This window comes from Sphingomonas bacterium (assembly GCF_903644055.1).
GTDB lineage: Bacteria > Pseudomonadota > Alphaproteobacteria > Sphingomonadales > Sphingomonadaceae > Sphingomonas_I.
Window position 1 is genome coordinate 12,464 of sequence record NZ_CAHJXD010000025.1, and the last position, 22,797, is coordinate 35,260.

At 67.0% G+C, this 22,797-nt stretch carries 16 protein-coding genes; 12 read left to right on the top strand and 4 right to left on the bottom strand.

What is annotated here, in order from left to right; translation table 11 throughout:
* Positions 1–464: 464 nt before the first annotated feature.
* Both rpsT and mutM read right to left on the bottom strand, forming a co-directional pair.
* Positions 465–728 carry a 30S ribosomal protein S20 gene (gene rpsT, locus HUU94_RS01030; RefSeq protein ID WP_174273273.1) on the bottom strand — a complete coding sequence of 88 codons (264 nt, stop codon included), beginning with the start codon at positions 726–728 and terminating at the stop codon, positions 465–467.
* Between the two features lie 118 nt (positions 729–846).
* Entirely contained in the window at positions 847–1,662 is an 816-nt protein-coding gene (gene mutM, locus HUU94_RS01035) for a bifunctional DNA-formamidopyrimidine glycosylase/DNA-(apurinic or apyrimidinic site) lyase (protein ID WP_174273274.1), read from the bottom strand.
* 46 nt (positions 1,663–1,708) lie between these two features.
* Here mutM and ubiE point away from each other — a divergent pair, with 46 nt between their 5' ends.
* The 9 genes from ubiE (at position 1,709) to HUU94_RS01080 (ending at position 14,323) form a co-directional block, all read left to right on the top strand.
* A complete protein-coding gene (gene ubiE, locus HUU94_RS01040) occupies positions 1,709–2,440 on the top strand; it encodes a bifunctional demethylmenaquinone methyltransferase/2-methoxy-6-polyprenyl-1,4-benzoquinol methylase UbiE (protein ID WP_174273275.1) in 732 nt (243 codons plus the stop codon).
* Positions 2,441–2,585: 145 nt separating this feature from the next.
* Entirely contained in the window at positions 2,586–4,118 is a 1,533-nt protein-coding gene (gene ubiB / locus HUU94_RS01045) for a 2-polyprenylphenol 6-hydroxylase (protein ID WP_174273276.1), read from the top strand.
* A 90-nt stretch (positions 4,119–4,208) separates the two neighbouring features.
* On the top strand, positions 4,209–6,329 hold the full coding sequence (locus HUU94_RS01050) for a catalase (RefSeq protein WP_174273277.1): 2,121 nt from the start codon (positions 4,209–4,211) through the stop codon (positions 6,327–6,329).
* Positions 6,330–6,481: 152 nt separating this feature from the next.
* The gene (locus tag HUU94_RS01055; protein ID WP_174273278.1) at positions 6,482–8,854 is read left to right on the top strand and encodes a TonB-dependent receptor; all 2,373 of its coding nucleotides are present in this window, start codon (positions 6,482–6,484) and stop codon (positions 8,852–8,854) included.
* Positions 8,855–8,913: 59 nt separating this feature from the next.
* Entirely contained in the window at positions 8,914–9,783 is an 870-nt protein-coding gene (locus HUU94_RS01060) for a tyrosine-protein phosphatase (protein WP_254601824.1), read from the top strand.
* A gap of 208 nt (positions 9,784–9,991) precedes the next feature.
* Entirely contained in the window at positions 9,992–10,702 is a 711-nt protein-coding gene (locus tag HUU94_RS01065; protein ID WP_174273280.1) for a response regulator, read from the top strand.
* The gene (locus tag HUU94_RS01070; RefSeq protein WP_174273281.1) at positions 10,699–12,012 is read left to right on the top strand and encodes an ATP-binding protein; all 1,314 of its coding nucleotides are present in this window, start codon (positions 10,699–10,701) and stop codon (positions 12,010–12,012) included. The genes HUU94_RS01065 and HUU94_RS01070 overlap by 4 nt, the downstream gene beginning before the upstream one ends.
* A gap of 101 nt (positions 12,013–12,113) precedes the next feature.
* On the top strand, positions 12,114–12,809 hold the full coding sequence (locus HUU94_RS01075; RefSeq protein ID WP_174273282.1) for a carbonic anhydrase: 696 nt from the start codon (positions 12,114–12,116) through the stop codon (positions 12,807–12,809).
* Positions 12,809–14,323, top strand: a complete 1,515-nt coding sequence (locus HUU94_RS01080) for a SulP family inorganic anion transporter (RefSeq protein WP_174273283.1) — start codon at positions 12,809–12,811, stop codon at positions 14,321–14,323. The genes HUU94_RS01075 and HUU94_RS01080 overlap by 1 nt, the downstream gene beginning before the upstream one ends.
* A 22-nt stretch (positions 14,324–14,345) precedes the next feature.
* Here HUU94_RS01080 and HUU94_RS01085 read toward each other — a convergent pair whose 3' ends face one another.
* Positions 14,346–15,461 (bottom strand): anhydro-N-acetylmuramic acid kinase, encoded by a 1,116-nt coding sequence (locus tag HUU94_RS01085; RefSeq protein ID WP_174273284.1) that lies wholly within the window; start codon positions 15,459–15,461, stop codon positions 14,346–14,348.
* A gap of 91 nt (positions 15,462–15,552) precedes the next feature.
* On the opposite strand from HUU94_RS01085, the gene tyrS reads away from it, so the two are divergent.
* A complete protein-coding gene (tyrS, locus tag HUU94_RS01090) occupies positions 15,553–16,782 on the top strand; it encodes a tyrosine--tRNA ligase (RefSeq protein ID WP_174273285.1) in 1,230 nt (409 codons plus the stop codon).
* A gap of 47 nt (positions 16,783–16,829) precedes the next feature.
* Here the strand turns inward: tyrS and recG are convergent, their stop codons facing one another.
* Complete coding sequence (gene recG, locus HUU94_RS01095; RefSeq protein ID WP_174273286.1) at positions 16,830–18,893, bottom strand: ATP-dependent DNA helicase RecG; 2,064 nt, start codon at positions 18,891–18,893, stop codon at positions 16,830–16,832.
* 69 nt (positions 18,894–18,962) lie between these two features.
* Between recG and HUU94_RS01100 the strand changes: the two genes are divergently transcribed.
* A complete protein-coding gene (locus tag HUU94_RS01100) occupies positions 18,963–19,229 on the top strand; it encodes a succinate dehydrogenase assembly factor 2 (RefSeq protein WP_174273287.1) in 267 nt (88 codons plus the stop codon).
* Positions 19,226–22,687 (top strand): transcription-repair coupling factor, encoded by a 3,462-nt coding sequence (gene mfd / locus HUU94_RS01105; RefSeq protein ID WP_174273288.1) that lies wholly within the window; start codon positions 19,226–19,228, stop codon positions 22,685–22,687. Before HUU94_RS01100 ends, mfd begins: the two co-directional genes overlap by 4 nt.
* Positions 22,688–22,797 lie beyond the last annotated feature (110 nt).

Sequence of the window (22,797 nt, forward strand, 5' to 3'; positions counted from 1 at the left end):
ATCGTCCTTTCGGTCCCGCTCTCCGGCTTGCGCAAGACCGGCATGGGACGTTGTTGCCTGACGCACGCGCATCTCTCCCGTTCGCGCCGACAGGAGCTGCCGGCACGGCGATTCACAGTGGAATGTCCTTTGCGCCACGGCCCCCCGCGCGCGCTGGCCCGACTAAAACTTTGGTGGCCCCGCCGAAGAATCATCGGCCGGGCGATTCGACTGTAGGGAGATCGGCGCGCATCGATCAAGCGCTCCAATTGTCATCGAACGGAAATATATCGGGTTGACAGAACCTCTCGCCTCGATCCCCCTTCGGCGATCATATAAACTACTGATTTATCTGCACTTTCTGTTTCCCGACAACAAGAATCATGCGTTTTCTGATAGATGTCGGGCACTTCGCGCACGCAGCAAAAAGCCCGCCGATCGCAACCGATCGACGGGCCTCGAATGCCGTCCGAAATGGAGGAATTTCAGCCGAGCGCGGAGACGCGCTTGGTGAGCCGGGCGAACTTGCGGGAGGCGGTATTCTTGTGGAGCACGCCCTTCGATACGCCGCGCATCAGCTCGGGCTGTGCCGCGGCGAGCGCCTCGGCGGCGGCGGACTTGTCGCCCTCGGTCAGCGCCAGCTCGACCTTCTTGAGGAAGGTGCGGATGCGGCTGACGCGCGCGCCATTGACGACGGCGCGGCGATCGTTGCGACGGATGCGCTTCTTGGCTTGCGGCGTGTTCGCCATTCTTCAAAGACCTCGACTGGATTGGGACGACTGGTAGATTGGACGACTGAAACGGGAATGCGGCGCCAGGCATGCCCGCGCCGCGTCGCCGGCCCTCTATAGCCAGCCGTCGAAAAGGTCAACGCTGGCAGGCGGGACACCGGAAGGTCGACCGGCCGGCATCGACCTGACGCAGGACAACGCCCTTGCCGCAGGGACAGCGCTCGCCCTCGCGCCCGTAGACGCGGAACTGCTTCGAAAAATAGCCGAGCTGGCCATCGGGACGCGCATAATCACGCAGCGTCGATCCTCCGGCATCGATCGCCGCTTCCAGCACCGCGTGGATCGCCGTGACCAGCCGCTTGAGCCTGGCGAGCGACAGCGAACCCGCAGGCGCGCGCGGATCGATCCGCGCGACGTTGAGCGCCTCGCAGACGTAGATGTTACCAAGCCCCGCGACGATCCGCTGATCGAGCAGCATCGCTTTGATCGGCGCGCTCCGCCCCCCCAGCCGCCCGGCCAGCAGGGCCGGCGTGAGATCCGGCCCCAGCGGCTCGGGGCCGAGCGCGGCGAAGGCGGGGAAGCTCGCAAGCTCGGCGGTCGCGATCAGATCGAGCGATCCGAAGCGGCGCGGATCGCACAGCGACAATTGCCGTCCCGCGTCGGTCTCCAGCACGAGATGGTCGTGCTTGCCCAGTTCGTCCGGATCGACGCGCCAGCGCCCCGACATGCCGAGGTGAAAGATCAGGGTGTCGCCACGATCGGTATCGATCAGCCCATATTTGGCGCGCCGCGCGAGCCCGATGACGATCGCGCCGGTCAGCCGCTGACGCAGATCGACCGGGATCGCCCGCCGCAGATCGGCGCGGCGCGCTTCGACACGCGTCAGCCTGCGCCCTTCCAGCACCGGGCGCAGGCCGCGCACCGTCGTCTCGACTTCGGGAAGTTCGGGCATGTCCGCCCGCTAGCCCATCGCGGTGCGCCCCGCTATGGCCCGGCGCATGAGCGAAACCGTCTCCTTCGGCTACACCGAGGTCTCCCCCGCCGAGAAGACCGAGAAAGTCGGCGAAGTCTTCGCGCGCGTCGCGCGGCGGTACGACATCATGAACGATGCGATGTCGGCAGGGATGCACCGGCTGTGGAAGGACCAGTTCTTCGCACGGGTGAAGCCGCGCGCCGGCGAGCGCATCCTCGATATGGCGGGCGGCACCGGCGACATCGCCTTCCGCCTGCACAGGCGTGGTGCCGCGGTGACCGTGTCGGACATCAATTCGGCAATGCTGGAAGTCGGGCGGAAGCGCGCCGAAACGCGCGGCATCAAGGGGCTCGAATGGAGCGAACAGAATGCCGAGACGCTGCGCTTCGAAGATGCGCGCTTCGATGCCTACACGATCGCGTTCGGCGTCCGGAACGTCACGCATATCGACGAAGCGCTGGCCGAGGCGCACCGCGTGCTGAAGCGCGGCGGGCGCTTCTTCTGCCTCGAATTTTCCACGACGACATGGCCGGGCTTCCGCGAGATCTACGATGCTTATTCGCACGAGGTCGTGCCCAGGCTCGGCAAAGCGATCGCGCGGGACGAGGACAGCTATCGCTATCTGGTCGAATCGATTCGCCGCTTCCCTGACATGGAACGCTTCAAGGCGATGATCGCGGAGGCGGGCTTCGTGCAGGTCAAGGCCGAGCCGATCCTCGGAGGACTGGTCGCGATCCACTCGGGCTGGAAGATATGATCGCCGCCGCGCTCCTCCCTGGCACGGGGAGGGGGACCGCTCGCGGGGCGAGGGATGGAGGGGGCTCACGATCGCGGGCAACGCTGGTGGAGAACCCCCTCCACCAGCCTGCGGCCAGTCCCCCTCCCCGTCCCGGTGAGGAACCTTGACCTCCGCGCTCACCCATGGCTGGCGCCTGCTCCGCTGGGGCCGCATTCTCGCAAAACATGGCGCGCTGCGGGGGATCGAGCGCGATCCCAACACACCCGCCGCCGTCCGCCGTCTCGTGCGCGTGGCAAGGTTCGGCGCGCGCGTGCCGGCGGTGCCGCGCTATGCCGATGCGTTTCAGGCGATCGGGCCCGCTGCGATCAAGCTGGGGCAGGCGCTGGCGACGCGCCCCGATCTCGTCGGCGAAGCGGCGGCGACGGACCTCGCGCGGTTGCAGGATGCCGTGCCGCCGGTGCCCTTCGCGCGCATCCGCGCCGCGGTCGAGACAAGCCTCGAAAAGCCGATCGCGGCCGTGTTCGCATCGTTCGAGGAGGAGCCGGTCGGCGCCGCATCGATCGCGCAGGTCCACCGCGCGGTCACGACCGAGGGGCGGCGCGTCGCGGTCAAAGTGCTGCGGCCCGGGATCGAGGAAGACCTGCATCGCGCGATCGAGACCTATGAATGGGCGGCCGCGCAGGCCGAGGCGTTCGGCGGCGAGCTCGCACGGCTGCGCCCGCGCCTCACCATCGCCACCTTCCGGCAATGGACGCTGCGCGAGCTCGACCTGCGGCGCGAGGCGGCTTCGGCGAGCGAGCTTGCCGAGAATATGGCCGCCGAGCCGAGCTTCACCGTCCCCGCGATCGACTGGAGCCGCACCACCCGCCGCGTGATGACGCTGGAGTGGATCGACGGCATCAAGCTTTCCGATCGCCGCGCGCTGATCGCCGCCGGGCATGATATGAACCAGCTCGCCTCGACACTGGTGCGCGGCTTCCTGCGCCAGGCGATCGACGACGGCTTCTTCCACGCCGATCTCCACCAGGGCAATCTGTTCGCCTTGGCAGACGGGCGCATCTGCGCGATCGATTTCGGCATCATGGGGCGCGTCAACCGGCAGGCGCGGCTGTGGCTTGCCGAAATCCTCCACGGCCTCGTCACGGGCAATTATCAGCGCGTGGCGGAAATCCATTTCGAGGCAGGCTACGTCCCCCCGCACCACAATCTCGCCGAGTTCACCACGGCGCTCAGGGCGGTCGGCGAGCCGATTCGCGGGCTGCCGGTCAAGGACGTCTCGGTCGGGCAGATGCTCGACGGGTTGTTCGCGATCACGCGCGACTTCGACATGGTGACCCAGCCGCACCTGCTGCTGCTCCAGAAGACGATGGTGATGGTCGAGGGCGTCGCCTCGATGCTCGATCCCGACATCAACATGTGGGACGTCTCCGGCCCGTTCGTGAAGGAATGGCTGCGTTCCGAGCTCGGACCCGAGGCCTGGCTTGCCGATCGCATCCATCAGGACCTGGGTACGCTGGCGCGCCTGCCCGAGCTGCTGAGACGGATCGAGGCGCATTATCCCGCGCCGGGCGCCGCCCCTCCCCCGCCCCCGCTGCGGCAGGTGGAGGTCGTGCGGATCGGCGGCGGGTGGCGCTACCTGGTCATCGCGCTGGTGGCGCTGATGGCGGGAATGGAGATCGCTCGCCTCTTCTTCTGATCGAGCGCTTGATCGCTCTGATGGATAAAAGTGCGCGCAGCCAAAGCGCGCGCCGTTTGTTGGTCGGTTTCTTCTAGGAGGATCAGCAAGATGGCGAGCGCACCGGGTTTCGAAACCGATCAGGGCAATGGCGGCGAAACCCACCAGCATATTCCGGCCAGTGGGCCGCATGACGACGGCGCTCAGCACCTGACCACCAATCATGGCGTCCGCATCTCCAACAACCAGAACCAGCTCAAGGCCGGCGCGCGCGGGCCGGTGCTGCTCGAGGATTTCGTCCTCCGCGAGAAGATCTTCCACTTCGATCACGAGCGCATCCCCGAGCGGATCGTCCACGCGCGTGGTTCGGCCGCGCATGGCACGTTCGAGGCGACCGACGACATTTCCGACATCACCAAGGCCGTGCTGTTCAAGAAGGGCACCAAGACGCCCGTCTTCACGCGCTTTTCGACCGTCGCGGGTGGCGCCGGATCGGTGGATACGCCGCGCGACGTGCGCGGCTTCGCGGTCAAATTCTACACGACGGAGGGCAATTGGGATCTGGTCGGCAACAATATCCCGGTCTTCTTCATCCAGGACGCGATCAAGTTCCCCGATCTGATCCACTCGGTAAAGATGGAGGCGCAGAGCGGCTATCCGCAGGCGGCATCGGCGCACGACACCTTCTGGGACTTCATCGGCCTGATGCCCGAATCGACCCACATGATCATGTGGGCGATGAGCGACCGCACTTTGCCCGCCTCGTTCGCGACGATGGAGGGCTTCGGCGTCCACACTTTCCAGATGATCAACGAAGCCGGCGAGATCAAATTCGTCAAGTTTCACTGGAAGCCCAAAGCCGGGCTGCAATCGACGATCTGGGACGAGACGGTGAAGATCGCCGGCGCCGATCCCGACCATCAGCGGCGCGACCTGTTCGAACGGATCGATCGTGGCGATTTCCCGACGTGGGAGCTCGGCCTCCAGATATTCGACAAGGCGTTCGCCGATGGGCTCGATTATGATGTGCTCGATTCGACCAAGCTGATCCCGGAGGAGGTGCTGCCCGTCCGCATCGTCGGCCGGATGGTCCTCGATCGCTATCCCGACAATTTCTTCGCCGAGACCGAGCAGGTCGCGTTCCTGCCCACCAACATCGTCCCCGGCATCGGCTTCTCCAACGATCCGCTGCTCCAGGGGCGGCTGTTCTCCTATCTCGACACGCAGAACTCGCGGCTGGGGACGACCAACTTCCACCAGATCCCGATCAACGCCGCGAAATGCCCGGTCATGAACTTCCAGCGCGACGGCAAGATGCAGACGCAGATCCCGAAGGGCCGCACCAATTACGAGCCCAACGGCCTCCAGGCCGATGGCGAGGTCCGCCCGGGCGACGAGCCGGGTCCGCGTGAATGCCCGGCGACCGGCTACAAGAGCGCGACCGCCTTCACCGGTCCGGACGAGGAAGGCGAGAAGCTTCGCGTCCGCGCGGAGAGCTTTGCCGACCATTACAGCCAGGCGCGGATGTTCTTTCGCTCGCTGGCCGCACCTGAGCAGGCGCATCTCGCCTCGGCTCTGGTGTTCGAGCTTTCGAAAGTGGGACTGGAGCATGTCCGCACGCGGGTGCTGTCGAACCTCGTCAACGTCGATCCGTCGTTGGCCGAGCGCGTCGCCGACGGTCTCAACATGCCGGTGCCCGCCGCCTCGCCGTCCGCGGCGCCGGTCAGGGACATGGATCCCTCGCCCGCGTTGCGCATCATCGAAGGGCCGCTGACGCCGAAGACCATCGAGGGCAGGACGATCGCGATCCTGATCGCCGACGGCTCCGACGCCGATCTCGTCGATACGTTGACGAGCGACATCGGCGACGCCGGCGGCAGGCCGGTGATCGTCGCGCCCAAGATCGGCGGCACGAAAATGTCGGATGGATCGCTGCTCAAGGCGGATTTCCAGCTCGCCGGCGGACCATCGGTGCTGTTCGATGCGATCGCGGTCGCGCTTTCGGACGACGGCTGCAAGATGCTGCTCAAGGAAGGTGCCGCGGTTCAGTTCGTCATGGACGCTTTCGGGCATCTCAAGGCGATCGGCCATACCGCCGGGGCCAAGCCCCTGCTCGACAAGGCGGGCGTCGAGCCCGACGAGGGCGTGATAGCGCTCGACGGCAAAGGCTTCATCGCCGCGGCGGCCAAGCGGGTCTGGGCGCGCGAGCCCAAGGTCCGCACGCTCGCCTGACCCGAAATGCCATGACCGCCCGGGCCCTTCGGTTCGGGCGGTCGTGCGACGATAGGGCCACTAGCTGCTGTGTCGGGACTCTCATAAAAGCTTCATTCTCCTGACGCCCAATCGCTTCAAGGGCGTGCCTCGATCATCGGGGGATTGGGGAAATGACGACGAGACGGACCTTTTGGTGCGGACTGCTGGCGGCAACCGCGCTCGGCGCCGGCATCGCGGGCACACCGGGTTTAGCGGCCGATCCGGCAGTACCGATGACCGGCGCGGCCACCCCCGACTCGCAGGAACTCACCGATATCGTCGTGACGGCGGAGAAGCGCCCGCAGAGCCTGCAAAAGACGCCGATCTCGATTTCCGTTCTGGATGCCAAGGGTCTTCAGGACCGGCATGTCGTCTCGCTGATAGATCTCGGCGACGGCACGATCCCCGGACTGAAGGTCGCGCCTTTCTATTCGCGCAACTCGTCCCTGATCGTAAATATTCGCGGCGTCGGCGTGCTTTCCGATGGCAACCAGCCGGCGCGCGATCAAGGTGTCGGCGTCTACGTCGATGGCGTCTATCTCGGGCGCCCGCAGAGCCTCGGCACGGCGCTGTTCGACGTCCAGAGCATCGAGGTACTGAAGGGCCCGCAGGGCACGCTGTTCGGCCGCAACACCGAAGGCGGCGCGGTCAGCATCACCACCAAGCGGCCGTCCGGCGAGTTCCACCTGAACGCCATCGCCGGCCTGGGCAATTACGGCAGCTACAAGTCCGAAATCCACGCCGACCTCCCGAGCTTCAACGGCATCGCCATCAAGCTGGACGGCGTCGTCGCGCACCGCGATCCGATCCAGAAAAATCCGCTGGCCGGCGCTCATGGCTTCAACGAATATGACAAGCGCGGCGTTCACGCAGAGGCGCTCTGGACGATGAGCCCGAGCTTCTCGGCCGACTATTCGTTCGATACTTCCTACGATGCATCCACCTCGCTCTACCTGCAGTTGATCGCGCCGGGCACCAACAGGCAGGCGGCCCTCGGCACGCTGCAGCCCTCGCGGGCGACCGTCGCCAACGTCGGCGTGCCGGAGCAGCCGAGCGTCGGCAAGGTGAGCGGCCACCGGCTGACGCTGGAATATGCCGCCGCCTCGTACCTCACGCTGAAGTCGATCTCGGCCTACCGTTCCCTGTCGCAGAGCCAGTATGACAACGGCTCGGCGGCGACGGCGCTGTCAAATGCCACGGGCATCTTCACCGGCGCCGGCTTCGGCCGCTACAGCCTCGCGCAGTTCCATCAGAATCAGATAAGCGAGGAAATCCAGGCGATCGGCGATCTGCGGCGGCTCAAGTTCGTTGCCGGAGCGCTTTATTATCGTGAGAAGGTCAACGACAACGCCCAGGCGTTCAACACCAACCAGTTCACCAATGCCGCCGGCTCCGCTTATGCGATCCTTTCGATACCGGATTTCAACGCGATCTCGATAGATCGGGCCAGCCGCGTCAGGACCACCAGCATCGGCGCGTTCGGCCAGGCGACCTACACGCCCGACCTGTTCGAGGATGCGATCCATCTGACCGGCGGGCTGCGCTGGACGCGCGACAGCAAGCACGGCGAGCTCTTCATCGTCAACGGAGCGCTGCCGGTCGATCGCAACGGCGTCTCGCGCGTGATCCCGCTCGATATCGCGACATCGCGGGTCGATCCCATGGTCAACCTCGCGGTCGATCTCACGCGCGATATCCACGCCTACGGGAAGTGGAGCACCGGCTACAAATCGGGCGGCGCCAACTCGCGCTCGCAGGAATATGACCGGTTCGATCCGGAGACGGTCTCGATATTCGAGATCGGCGCCAAGACCGAGCTGTTCGATCGCCATGTCCGCCTGAATATCGCCGGCTACATAGGCACCTATAAGGACATCCAGGTCGATTTCAGCCGGCCTTACGAGACCGGGGGAGTGCGCACGACGCGGACGACCACCTCGACGATCAACGCACCCGGCAAGGGTCGCCTGCGGGGCGTCGAGGCGGAACTGACGATCGCGCCGGTACGCGGCCTGACCCTCTCGCTATCCTACGCACATCAATATGTGCGCATTCCAGCGACGGTGAATCCCTATCCCAATGCAGCCGGCGCGGTCAGCACGGTAGCGGTTCCGATCTACCAGACCAACACGCCCGCCGATTCGGCAAGCGGCTCGATCGACTATGAGCTGCCGATCCGCGGCGCGACTCTGCGCGCGCACCTCGACGGCAATTACGATTCGGGCTTCTACAACAATTCGGTCGATCCGCTCTATATCGGGCCGAACAATCCCGCGAACGTCTATCAGCCGAAGAGCGAGAAGGCCTTCCTCGTCAACGGCAACATCGCTCTGGCCGACATCGCGATAGCGCAGGCGGGCGCGACGCTGACCATGTCGTTCTGGGTGCGCAACCTCTTCGACGAGCAGCATCTGTTCTACAAGGCGCTCAGTCCCACGAGCGGCCTCAACGGCTTTTTCAACGAACCGCGGACCTTCGGCGTGCAGGGTCAGGTCAAATTCTGAGAAGCAGACTGGGAGAAACTAAGATGCGTAATTCGATCGGCTGGTTCAGGATCGTTCCGGTGGCGCTGGCCCTGCCCGCGCTCGCGGCGCCGTCTCTCGGCGTTCAGGCGGCGGCGCAGGCGCAGGCTCTCGCGCCGGCTTCCACGTCCCACCAGCGCTTGCTGCCGCTGCAAGGGGGCCGCAACTTTCGCGATCTGGGCGGCTATCGCTCGGCCGATGGCCGTATGGTGAAATGGAATATACTCTACCGTTCGGGCTCGATGCACGGGCTTACCGACGCCGACTATCGCTATCTCGAGGGACTCGGCATCCGGGTCGTCTGCGATTTCCGGGACAGCAATGAACGTGCCAATGAACCGGTCGTCTGGCCGGCCACGGGTGCACCCCGCGTCTTGAGTGATGATTATGAGATGGACCGGCGTTTCATGCCGCGGGGTGATCCGAAAACATGGACGGACACGCAGATTCGCGCCGCGATGACGGCTTCCTATCCACGGCTGCTGGCCCAGTTCAACAGCCAGTATCGCCGCATGTTCGCCGAGCTGCTCGCCGGCCACGCGCCCCTGGCGTTCAACTGCTCGGCGGGCAAGGATCGCACCGGCATCGCGGCGGCCTTGCTGCTGACCGCGCTCGGTGTGCCGCGCACGACGGTGATCGAAGATTATCGGCTGACCAATCGCTACCTCAACCCGGCGAGCTTCATGGCCAAAAACACAACACCGAACCCGGCCAGCCCGATGGCCGGATTGCCGCCGCAGGCGATGAGGTCGATGCTGGCGGCGGACCGAAGCTATATCGAGGCGGCGCTGGCTGTGGTCGATCGACACAAGGATGGCGCGACAGGCTATTTCAGGGACGAGCTCGGCCTCTCGCCAGCGGATCTGGCCCGGCTGCGGGCCCTCTATCTGACGAACGCGCGATCGGCATAGCGCTTGCCGTCCTAAGGGCGCGGCGCGCGGCGTGGCGGGCACCGGTATGGACCTTTCGATTTGCCAGCCCGTCGCGCGCTTGTAAGGAGTGCCTCGATCGATCGAGGCTATGCAGGCCGTATGCCCGTCGCCTGGATTAGCGCGCGGACCGATTTGGGGGGCCTATGCAGCGTTCGATACGAAGTCCTCGTCGGCGAGCGCAACGAACATGACATCGCCGGCGATCGTGTTGGTCGAAGACGATCCCGCGCTGCGAACGCTGACCGCGCGGGCCTTGCAGGAGAATGGCTATAGCGTGCGGTCGTGCGCGACGGCACCTGAAATGTGGCGCGCCATGGAGGCCGGGCCGGTCGATCTGGTCCTGCTCGATATCATGTTGCCGGGCACGAGCGGGATCGATCTCTGCCGCGCGCTTCGCCGCGAAAGCGAGGTGCCGATCATCTTCATCAGCGCGAAGGGCAGCGAGACCGATCGCGTCGTCGGCCTCGAGCTGGGTGCCGACGATTATCTGCCGAAGCCCTTCGGCACGCGCGAGCTGATCGCGCGCGTCCGCGCCGTGCTTCGCCGGGGCGGGGCCGAGGATCGGCGCGCCGATCGCGGCAAGGGGATCGTCGAATTCGATGGCTTCACGCTTTCGCTTCCACGCCGCGAATTGCTTTCGCCAAGCGGGGGTGTCGTCGACCTGACGGGTGCCGAGTTCGATCTGCTGTCGGCCTTGATCGACAATGCGCAACGGGTGATCGCGCGCGAGCGGCTGATCGAGCTTTCGCGCGTGCGGATGGGCGACAGCTCGGATCGCTCGGTGGACGTGCTCGTCAGCCGCCTGCGCCGCAAACTCTCCAGCGCGGGCAAGGAGGCGCCGATCATCACGGTTCGCGGCATCGGCTACATGCTCAACGCGGCTCTGACGCGGCGTTGAAATTTCATGCCCGTCCGATCGGCCTGCTCGGCCGTCTGCTGGCGATCCTGTTGCTGACGCTGGCGATCGAATTCGTCGCCAGCACCGTCCTCTACGAGCGATCCAGCCGTGCATTGATCCGCGAGGACGAAGCGCATCGGCTGGCGGAGCATCTGGTGATCGCGCGCAAGCTGCTTTCGGAACAGCCGATGGCGGCCCGGCCGGCGATGGCCGCGCGGCTGACCACCAATCGGTATGACGTTCATTGGACGGGATCGACCCGGATGGCCGCTGCACTCGGCGGCGAGCGCGGCGAGGCCTATGCACGCGTGCTCGAATGGGAGCCGAGCCTCGCCGGCAGCGATCTGCGCGTTCACCTCGTCGCCGTAGGCCGGCAGCCGCAATTGTTCGGTGCGCTCAAGCTGCCGGACGGCACATGGCTGCGCTTTCGCGCGGTCGCGCCGATCGACGACGGCCAGCCGGGGTGGCACCGCGTCGTGCTGGCGCTGCTGCCCGCGCTGGCGCTGCTGATCCTTGGCGCCTTGCTGTTCCGTCATACGCTGCGCCCGATGAAGATGCTCGCGCGTGCCGCGGAACGGATCGGCAGGACCGGCGGCCTGACCTTGCCCGAAGCGGGGCCGGGCGAGGTACGTCGCGTGATCCGCGCCTTCAACGCGATGCAGGAGAGGATCCACCAGTTGATAAGCTCGCGAACCCAGGCGCTGGCGGCGGTCGGTCATGATCTCCGCACGCCGTTGGCGCGGCTGCAATTGCGCGCCGACGGGATCGCCGATCCCATGCTGCGCCGCGCCATTGCCGGGGACGTGAGCGAGATGGAAGGGATGGTGGGATCGCTGCTCTCCTTTCTCGGTGGCGAGGATGATCCGGAGCCGCAGGTGCTCACGGATCTTGCGGTCATGGCGGCAACCATCGTCGATGATGCCACCGATCGCGGCGAAGATGCGTCCTACGGCGGCGACGATCATCTCGAGGTGAGGGTGCGGCCGATCGCGCTGAAGCGCGCGGTGGGCAATCTGATCGAAAATGCGCTCCATTACGGCCAGCGTGCGCGGGTAAGCGTGCGGCGCGAGGCCGATACGGTCATCCTCCGCGTCGACGACGACGGTCCCGGCATTCCGCCCGATCGGATGGCGGAGGTGTTGCAGCCCTTCGTCCGGCTCGATACCGCGCGAAGCCGCAATACCAGCGGGCTCGGGCTCGGGCTTGCCATCGTGACGCGGGCGGCAAAGGCGGAAGGTGGGCTGCTCACGCTCTACAACCGACGCGAAGGCGGCTTGCGCGTTGAGATGCGGTTGCCGCGCGCAAAATAGCGCCCAGCAAAACTTCGTTACACTCACGCGGCAACGCAGCAAAATCCGATCCCTAAGTTGTTCCTAGGCCGCCCCCTGCGGTTTTCAGGAGTCTTTGTGCCATGAACGAGTTGATCGGTCGCGTCCTGCGCTTCGAGAAGGACGTCTATCCCGCGCGTGCCGAGCTTTACGAAAAATTGGCGAGCCGGGGCCAATCGCCCAAGGCGCTGATGATTTCCTGCGCGGATAGCCGGATCGTTCCGGAACATGTCATGCAGGCGGAGCCGGGTGAGCTGTTCGTCTGCCGCAACGCTGGCAATATCGTGCCCCCCTTCGCGCAGATGAACGGCGGTGTCTCCTCGACCGTCGAATATGCCGTGCTGGCGCTGGGCGTGCGCGACATCATCGTCTGCGGCCATTCGGACTGCGGCGCGATGAAGGCGGTCGCCGAGCCGCACCTGGTCGAGAATATGCCCAATGTCGCGGCCTGGCTGCGCCATTCGACGGCGGCGCGGTCGGTCGTGGATCATGCCTATCCCGCCTTGACCAATGCCGAGCTGGTCCGCGCGATCAGCCTCGAAAATGTCGTGGCCCAGCTGGCGCACCTGCGCACGCATCCTTGCGTCGCCAGCGGTATCGCGCGCGGCGAGATTTCGCTGCACGGCTGGTTCGTCGATATCCACGCGGGCGAAGTTCTGGGTCTCGATGGCGACAGCGGCCAGTTCGTTCCCATGCGGGAGGGAATGCCATGGCCGACGGCGCTCCATCCCGCCCGGCGCGTCGCCGCCAACTTCGATTTCGCCGTGGCAGCCGAATGATGCGCGAGGTTCTCGATCGCTTGAGAAGCGGCGGCGCCACGCGCGACATCACCGCCTCGATCGTCGTCTTCCTCGTCGCGATGCCGCTGTGCATGGGCATCGCGATCGCGTCCGGCGTTCCGCCCGAGAAAGGCTTGCTCACCGGCATCATCGGCGGCGTGGTCGTCGGTCTGCTGGCCGGTTCGCCGCTTCAGGTCAGCGGCCCCGCTGCGGGCCTCGCGGTGATCGTGTTCGAGTTGGTGCGCGATCAGGGGCTTTCGGCGCTGGGGCCGATCCTGACGCTGGCCGGAGTGATCCAGTTCATTGCCGGCATGCTCAAGCTCGGCGGCTGGTTTCGCGCCATATCGCCGGCCGTGGTGCATGGCATGCTTGCCGGTATCGGCGTGCTGATCGTCGTCGGACAGTTCCACATCTTGTTCGATGCCAAGCCGCTGGCGAGCGGTGTCGATAACCTTGCCGCGATGCCGGGCCGCCTGCTCGGCCTCAACATCGGCAGTATTTCAAGCGTCGAGCTTGCTTTCGCGATCGGCTTGCTGACCATCGGGGCGATGCTGGCGTGGGAAAAGTTTCGCCCCGCCGCGCTGCGCCTGGTGCCGGGCGCGCTGGTCGGCGTCGCCATCGGGACGCTCGTCGCGGTGATCGGCGGGCTGGAAGTGACGCGCGTTGTCGTGCCGTCCAACATCTTCAGCGCGGTCGTCGTGCCGGACGGCGGCTTCGTCGGCAGGCTCCTCGATCCCTCGATCTATGCCACGGCGCTTGCGATCGCCTTCATCGCCAGCGCCGAGACTTTGCTTTCGGCGGCGGCGGTCGACAAGATGCACGATGGGGTCCGCACCGATTATGACAAGGAACTGCGCGCGCAGGGTATCGGCAATCTGCTGTGCGGCGCCGCCGGCGCGCTGCCGATGACGGGCGTCATCGTCCGCTCCTCGGCGAACGTGCAGGCGGGCGCCACGAGCCGCCTGTCGACCATCCTCCACGGTACGTGGATTCTCGGCTTCGTCGCCTTGTTGCCCTGGCTGCTCCGCGAGATCCCGATGGCGGCGCTCGGCGGCATCCTGGTCGTCACCGGCTGGCGGCTGGTCAGCCTTTCGCACGTCACGCATCTCTTCCATCGCTACGGCCCGCTTCCGGCCCTGATCTGGGTCGCGACTTTGGTGACGGTGGTGGCCGAGGATCTGCTGACCGGTGTCCTCGTCGGGCTGGGCCTGTCGATGCTCGAGCTGTTGCCGCACCTTCGCAAGCTTGGGCTTGGCGTCCGTGAGGCGCACACCGATCAGGCTAGCCACCTGGCGCTGCACGGCTCGGCGACCTTCGTGACCCTGCCCAAGCTCAGCCGCACGCTCGATTCGGTGCCGGCCGATAAACCGCTGACCCTCGATCTCGGCAGCCTTTCCAAGATCGATCACACCAGCGCCGAACTGCTCAACGATTGGCTACAGCGCCGCCGCGCGGGCGGAATGACGATCGCGCTTGCCGGCGGTGCCGAACGCCTTCGCGGCCTGTCGCGCTGAACGGCGTTTCCGAAGCGTCGCTTCAGGCCACCCGTACCGACGCGGGCGGCCGATGCAACGTTCCCCCGGCAAGCGATCTAGGCGCGCCGGTCGTGCCGGGGAAACTGATCGGCAGGCCCCGCAGGGAGCGCACCGCCATATAGGCGAAGCCCTCCGCCTCGGTGGCGTCGCCGTTCGAGCCGAGCGCCTCGATCGGCTCGGGCGGGAGGCCGCACGCCGCGCCGATCATCCGCATCAGCGTCGGATTATGCCGTCCGCCGCCCACGGCGATCAGCCGCCGCGGGGGTGCTGGCAGCAGGCGCAGCCCGAGCGCCACCGTCTCGGCGGTAAATCGCGTCAGCGTCGCCGCGCCATCGGCGGGAGACAGGCCGATCGCCGGCTGGATGGTGAAGTCGTGGCGATCGAGCGACTTGGGCGGCGGCAGATCGAACCACGGATTGTCGAGCATCGCGTCGAGCACGCTAATATGTACCTGGCCCGAAGCGGCGAGCGCGCCCTCGGCATCGAAGGCCGCCCCGCCGTGCGCCTCGACCCAGCTATTGACCAGCCCGTTGGCGGGCCCGGTGTCGAACGCGATCAGCGCATCGCCCTCGCCGATCCAGGTAAGATTGCCGACCCCGCCGAGGTTGAGCATCGCGACGGGCTTGGGCAGGGCCGCGCAGAGCGCGCGATGATAGACCGGCAGCAGCGGCGCCCCCTGCCCGCCCGCCGCGACATCGGCGACGCGAAGCCGATCGACCACGGCGATGCCGGTCGCTTCGGCCAGCGCCGCGCCCTCGCCGATCTGCCACGTCCAGCCGCGATCGGGGCGATGCGCGATCGTCTGACCATGACAGCCGATCACCGCGACGTCGCCGGCGGCGACTCCGGCCTCCGCCAGCAGCGCGCCGACGATCGCGGCGTGGCTCTGGTCGAGCAACAATTCGGCGGCGCGGATGGCGGGATGCCAGGCGGGCATCGCCATCGTCAGCGCCTGCTCGGCCGCCGCTTGAAGGATCGCGCGCTCCTCGGGCGAATATGGCCGCGTCACGAACGCCAGCGGCTTCACGGCCGCTTCGCCGTCGGTACGCAGCAGCGCCGCGTCGATCCCGTCGAGCGAGGTGCCTGACATCAGGCCGATGGCGAGAACGGGTTCCACCGCCCCTCACTATCCGTTCGCGTCGGCCAAAGTCGAGAGTGTGACGCTCGGGTGGAACGCATGGGGGCCGCATGCTAGGCGCGCCCGCACCATGGCCGACCATCAGTCCGAACTGCTCCGTTCGCTACAGGCGCGGGGCTATATCCATCAGATCACCGATGCCGCCGCGCTCGATGCGCTGGCGGCGCGCCAAATCGTGCCCGCCTACATCGGTTTCGACGCCACCGCGCCCTCGCTCCACATCGGCAGCCTCGTCCAGATCATGATGCTCCGCCGTCTCCAGCAGGCGGGGCACAAGCCGATCGTCGTGATGGGCGGCGGCACCACCAAGGTCGGCGATCCCTCGGGCAAGGACGAGAGCCGCAAGCTGCTGACCACCGAGGCGATCCAGGCCAACATCGCCTCGATCTTCCGCGTCTTCGAACGCTTCCTGAGCTTCGGCGACGGCCCGAGCGATGCGGTGATGATCGACAATGCCGCTTGGCTCGACAGCCTCGAATATGTCCCCTTCCTGCGCGATGTCGGGCGGCATTTCACGATCAACCGCATGCTGAGCTTCGATTCGGTCAAGCTCCGGCTCGATCGCGAGCAGCCGCTGACCTTCCTCGAATTCAACTATATGATCCTCCAGGCTTACGATTTCCTGGAGCTTTCGCGCCGCGTCGGCTGCCGCCTGCAAATGGGTGGATCGGATCAGTGGGGCAACATCGTCAACGGCATCGAGCTCGGCCGGCGGATCGACGGCGCCGAGCTGTTCGGGCTGACGACGCCGCTGATCACCACCGCCGACGGCGCCAAGATGGGCAAGACCGCGGCGGGCGCGGTGTGGCTCAACGGCGACCAGCTTCCCGCCTATGAGTATTGGCAATTCTGGCGGAACAGCGACGACCGCGACGTCGCGCGCTTCCTCCGCCTGTTCACCGATCTGCCGCTCGACGAGATCGCCCGGCTGGAGGCGCTGCAAGGCGCGGAGATCAACGCAGCCAAGAAATTGCTCGCCGATGCCGCGACCGCGCTGTGCCGCGGCGACGAGGCCGCCCGGGAAGCGTCCCAAACCGCGCAGGCGACCTTCGAGCAGGGCGGCGCGGGCGAGAATCTGCCGCGCCTGTCGATCGCCGAGGGCGCGATCGGCATCGTCCAGGCGCTCACCGTATTGGGGTTCGCCGCTTCCAACGGCGAAGCGCGCCGCAAGATCGCCGAGGGCGCGGTCCGCCTCAACGACATAGTGATCAAGGACGAACGCTACGAGATCGTCCTCGATCAGGACGATCCGGTGAAGATCAGCCTCGGCAAGAAGCGGCACGGGCTGCTGACGCGCTGATCCCCTCCGCGCACCGTCATCCGAGGGAAAGCTGGATGACGGATAGTTCAGCCCCCGCGCAGCAACGCCACCGCCGCGTCGCGCTCGAACAGATAGAGCGCCAGCCGCGCCGCCTGCCCGCGCGCGCCCTCAAGTCCGCCGTCGCGATCGACCAGCAGGCGCGCGTCCTGCGTCGCCGCGTCGATCAGCGTGCCGACCTGCTCGGGCGTGGCGAGCCGGAACGCGGCCTCGCCCGATTGGCGCGTGCCGAGGATCTCGCCGCTCCCGCGCAGCCGCAAATCCTCTTCGGCGATGCGAAAGCCGTCGTTGCTCTCGCGCAGCAGCGCCAGCCGCGCGCGCGCGGTCTCGCCGAGCGGCACCGACGAGCGCAACAGCAGGCACACCGATCGCCCCTCGCCCCGCCCGACTCGCCCCCGCAACTGGTGAAGTTGCGCGAGGCCGAAGCGATCGGCATGCTCGATCACCATCAACGTCGCGTTCGGCACGTCGACGCCGACCTCGATCACCGTCGTCGCGACCAGCAGCGCGATCCGCCCCTGCTGGAAGCCCGCCATCACCGCATCCTTCTCGGCGGGCTTCATCCGGCCGTGGACGAGGCCGACCTTGTCCCCGAACCGCGCGCGGAGTTCGGCGGCGCGCGCGTCGGCGGCGGCGAGATCGGAGACCGCGCTCTCCTCGACCAGCGGGCAGACCCAATAGGCCTGGCCGCCGCCGCCCAGATGCCGCCCGACGCTCTCGATCACCTCGCCCAGCCGATCGTCGGCGATCACGCGCGTTTCGATCGGCTGGCGGCCCGGCGGCATCTCGTCGAGGCGGCTGACGTCCATCTCGCCATAATGGCTGAGCGTCAGCGTGCGCGGGATCGGCGTCGCGGTCATCGCCAGCAGGTGCGGCGGGCGTTCGGCCTTCTCCGCGAGCAGCAGGCGTTGCGCGACGCCGAAGCGATGCTGCTCGTCGATCACCGCCAGCCCCAGCCGCCGGTAGCGCACCGCCTCCTGGAAGATGGCGTGCGTGCCGACGAGAATGTCGATCGATCCGTCGGCGAGCCCCATCAGCGTCGATTCGCGCACCCCCCCCTTGTCGCGCCCGGTCAGCACCGCCACCGTCACCGGCACGCCCGCGAGCATCCGCGACAGCGTATCGTAATGCTGGCGTGCGAGGATCTCGGTCGGCGCCAGCAGCGCGCCCTGCGCGCCCGCCTCCGCCGCGACGAGCAGCGCCATCAGCGCCACCAAGGTCTTGCCCGCGCCGACATCGCCCTGCAGCAGCCGCAGCATCGGCGCGGATTGCGCGAGATCGCCCTCGATCTCCCCGATCGCCCGCCGCTGCGCGCCGGTGGGGCTGTAAGGCAGCTTCAGCGCGTCGCGCAGCCGCCCGTCGCCGGCCAGCGGCTGCCCCCGCCGCCTCCGCGAGGAAGCGCGCACCAATTGTAGCGCGAGTTGGTTGGCGAAGATCTCGTCATAGGCGAGCCGCTCGCGCGCCTTGGCGTCGGCGGGATCGGCATGGATGCGCGCCAGCGCCTCGCGCCAGCCGGGCCAGCCGCGCGTCTGCTGGAGGCTGGGCTCGATCCATTCGGGCAGCGGCGGCGCGCGCTCCAGCCCCTGCGCGATCAGCGCCGCGAGCCGCTTGGCGCTCATCCCTTCGGACAGCGGATAGACCGCCTCGCGCGCCGCCAGCGTATCGGCCTGATCGGGCGCGATCACCTCGGGGTGGACGATCTGCAGCCATTGGTCATACTGCTCGAGCTTGCCCGAAATCGTCACGGCCTCGCCTAGCGGCAGCAATTTCCTGGCATAGCCCGATCCGCCGCCGAAGAAGACCAAAGCGACCATATTGCCCTCGGCATCGCTGGCGACGACGCGGGAGGGTGCGCGCGGGCTGCGGCCGAAGCGGTGATCGGTCGGCGTCACGCGCGCGATCACCACCTGGCCGACGTCGGCCTGGTCGAGCGCGGCGACGCGCTTGCGATCGATCCAGCCGCTCGGCAGGTGAAACAGCAGGTCGATCACCCGCGCCAGCCCGAGCCGGGCGAGCGGCTTGGCCAGGGCGGTGCCGACGCCCTTCAGCGCCTCGACCTCGGCAAACAGTGGATTGAGAAGCTCGGGGCGCATGGCTAGAGGGCGATAGCCTTCTCCCACCGGCGCCGCAAAGCGGCAGCCGGCAATCCCGCATGGAGCCCGATGGACCGCGAAATCCGCCTCAAGCGCCTGCGCTTCCGCGCCTGGCACCGCGGCACCAAAGAAGCCGATCTGATGATCGGCGGCTTCTTCGACGCGTTCGCCGAAGGATGGGACGAGGCCGCGACCGACTGGTTCGAGGCGTTCATCGAGGAACAGGACGTCGATATCATGGCCTGGGCGATCGGCATCCAGCCGGTGCCGCCGCGCTGGCAGGGCCCGATGATGACGCGGATGCAGGTCCTCGATTATGTGCCGATCCCCAAGTGACGGATTTCGGACGCATCCTGAAGGCCGGCGAGCAACTGACGCTGGCCGGCGCGCCGGCGGGGTTCCTGCCGTGGCTGATGGCCGATCTCGCGCGCGCCGCCAAGGGCCGCGCGGTGTTCGTGGCGCCCGACGAGACGACGATGCGCGGGCTTGCCGATGCCGCGCTCTATTTCGCGCCCGAGCTGGAGGTGCTGACCTTCCCTTCCTGGGATTGCCTGCCCTACGATCGCGCCTCGCCCTCGCTGCGCGCGACATCGGAGCGGCTGGCCGGGCTGCACGCATTGCAGAGGAAAGGCGGCAAGCCGCAACTGCTCGTCACCACGGTCAACGCCGCCACGCAGCGCACGCTGACGCCGTTCCGCGTCCGCCAGCTTTCCGCGAGCCTCGCGCCCGGCGAGCGGATCGACCGCGACGCGCTCGCCGAGCTGCTCCAGGCCAATGGCTACGTCCGCGCCGACACCGTCCACGAGGCGGGCGAATATGCGGTGCGCGGCGGGCTGGTCGATCTGTTCCCCACCGGCGAATTGCTCGCCTTGCGGCTCGATTTCTTCGGCGACGAGATCGAGACGGTGCGCCAGTTCAACGTCGACGACCAGCGTACCATCGCGCCGCTCAAGGGCTTCACCCTGCTCCCCGCCTCGGAGATGCTGCTCGACGGCGAGGGCATCAAGCGCTTCCGCACGCGCTATCGCGAGAAGTTCGGCGCCAACGCCACCGGCGATCCGCTCTATCAGGCGCTGTCCGAAGGCCGCCGCCTCTCCGGCATGGAGCATTGGCTGCCCTTGGTCGAGGAACGGCTGGCGAGCCTGTTCGATCATCTTTCGCCCGACGACGTCATCGTCCGCGATCCGGGTGCGGACGGCGCTGCGGAGGGACGCTTCGATGCGATCACCGATTATTTCGAGAATCGCCAGAACGCGCAGTCGCGCGATCCCGGCAGCTACCGTCCGCTCGGCCCCGAACAGCTCTATCTGACGCGCGCCGAGTGGGACGAGGCGGTCCGGGATCGCCCCATCCATCTGACCACGCCCTATCACGAGCCCGAGTCCGATCGCGTGATCGACTTCGGCGTCGATGGCGCGCGCGACTTCGCGCCCGAGCGCGCGCAGAACGCGAACATCTACGACGCGGTGGTCGCGCATATCGGCGATCTCGGCCGATCGAAGCGCAAGGTCGTGCTGGCGAGCTATTCGGGCGGCGCGCGCGAGCGGCTGAAGGGGCTGCTCGCCGATCATGGCCTCGATAGCGCGATGCTCGCCGACGATTGGCAGGATGCGCTCGGCCGCGCGTTCAAGCCGGGCACGACCGCGCTCGCGGTGCTGCCGCTCGACCATGGCTTCACCACGCCCGACATCGCGCTGCTCACCGAGCAGGACATGCTGGGCGACCGGCTGATCCGCCGCCACAGGAAGCGCAAGTCCGCCGACGCCTTCCTCGCCGAGCTGGCGACGCTCTCGCCCGGCGATCTCGTCGTCCATTCGGATCACGGCATCGGCCGCTACGAGGGGCTCCAGCAGATTCCGGTGAGCAAGGTCGCGCACGATTGCGTCGCGCTGTCCTATTCGGGCGGCGACAAGCTCTACGTGCCGGTGGAAAATCTCGAGGTGCTGTCGCGCTACGGCTCCGAGGAAGGCGCGGCGCTCGACAAGCTCGGCGGCGAGGCGTGGCAGCGGCGCAAGGCCAGGATGAAGGAGCGCATCCTCGAGATCGCGGGCGAGTTGATCGCCACCGCCGCCGAACGCGCGCTTCGCGCCGCCGATATCGCGCAGAGCGACACCGCCTACGCCGCCTTCGCCGATCGCTTCCCCTATGAGGAGACCGACGATCAGGATCGCGCGATCGGCGAGACGCTTGACGATCTTGCCGCGGGCAAGCCGATGGACCGGCTGATCGTCGGCGACGTCGGCTTCGGCAAGACCGAGGTCGCGCTCCGCGCCGCGTTCGTCGCGGCGATGGCGGGAATGCAGGTCGCCTTGGTCTGCCCGACCACCCTGCTCGCGCGCCAGCATTTCACCAACGTCGCCGAGCGGATGCGAGGCTTCCCGATCGAGGTCGGCCGCCTTTCGCGTCTCGTACCTGCCGCCGAGGCGCGGAAGACCAAGGAGGGGCTGGCCGACGGCACGATCGACATCGTCGTCGGCACGCACGCGATCCTCGCCAAGGGCATCGAATTCAAGCGGCTCGGGCTCGTCATCGTCGACGAGGAGCAGCGCTTCGGCGTCACGCACAAGGAACGGCTGAAGGGCCTGAAGACCGACGTCCACGTCCTCACGCTCACCGCGACGCCGATCCCGCGCACGCTTCAGATGGCGATGTCGGGGCTGCGCGAGCTCTCGGTGATCCAGACGCCGCCGGTCGATCGCCTCGCGGTGCGCACCTATGTGGCGCCGTGGGACCCGGTGGTGATCCGCGAGGCGCTGCTGCGCGAACATTATCGCGGCGGACAGAGCTTCTTCGTGGTGCCGCGCATCAAGGACCTCCCCGATATCGAGGAATTCCTCCGCAAGGACGTGCCCGAAATCCGCTACGTCATCGCGCACGGCCAGCAGCCGCCGACCGAGGTCGAGGAGCGGATGAGCGCCTTCTACGACCGGACGTTCGACGTGCTGCTGTCGACCACCATCGTCGAAAGCGGGCTCGATATCCCGGCCGCCAACACGCTGATCGTCCACCGCGCCGATCGCTTCGGGCTGGCGCAGCTCTATCAGCTCCGGGGCCGCGTCGGCCGCGCCAAGACGCGCGCCTACGCCTATCTCACCACCCCGCCCAACCGGCAGGTCAGCGAGACCGCCGAAAAGCGGCTCCACATCCTCCAGAACCTCGATACGCTGGGCGCGGGCTTCCAGCTCGCCAGCCACGATCTCGATATCAGGGGCGCGGGCAACCTGCTCGGCGACGAGCAATCGGGGCATATCCGGGAGGTCGGCTTCGAACTCTACCAATCGATGCTCGAAGAGGCGATCATGGAGGCCAAGGCCGGCGGCATCGCCGAGGCCGCGCGCAGCCGCGACTTCTCACCCCAGATCAGCGTCGACGCGCCGATCATGATCGCCGACGATTACGTCCCCGATCTCGATCTGCGCATGGGGCTCTACCGCCGCATGAACGAGCTCGAGAACAAGGATCAGATCGAGGCGTTCGCCGCCGAAATGATCGATCGCTTCGGCCCGCTTCCCGACGCCACGCAGAACCTGCTGACGATCATCGAGACCAAGCTCAACTGCCGCAAGGCCTGCGTCGCCAAGCTGGATGTCGGGCCCAAGGGCGCGTTGGTCAGCTTCTTCCAGGATCAATTCCCCGATCTTCCGGGGCTGATCGCTTATGTCGAACGGCTCAAGGGCACGGCCAAGCTGCGGCCCGACAGCAAGCTGGTGATCAGCCGCGAATGGGGATCGAGCGAGAAGGCGCTCAACGGCGCGTTGCAACTGTCGCGCGGGCTGGCGAAGATCGTCGCTTGAACGATCCTCCCCTGGAAGGGAAGGATCGTCTCAGTTCCGCTCTGTCGATCGCATCCGACTCTAGCCGAAACGTCACCCCGGCCTTGAGCCGGGGTCCCGCTTCTCCTTCA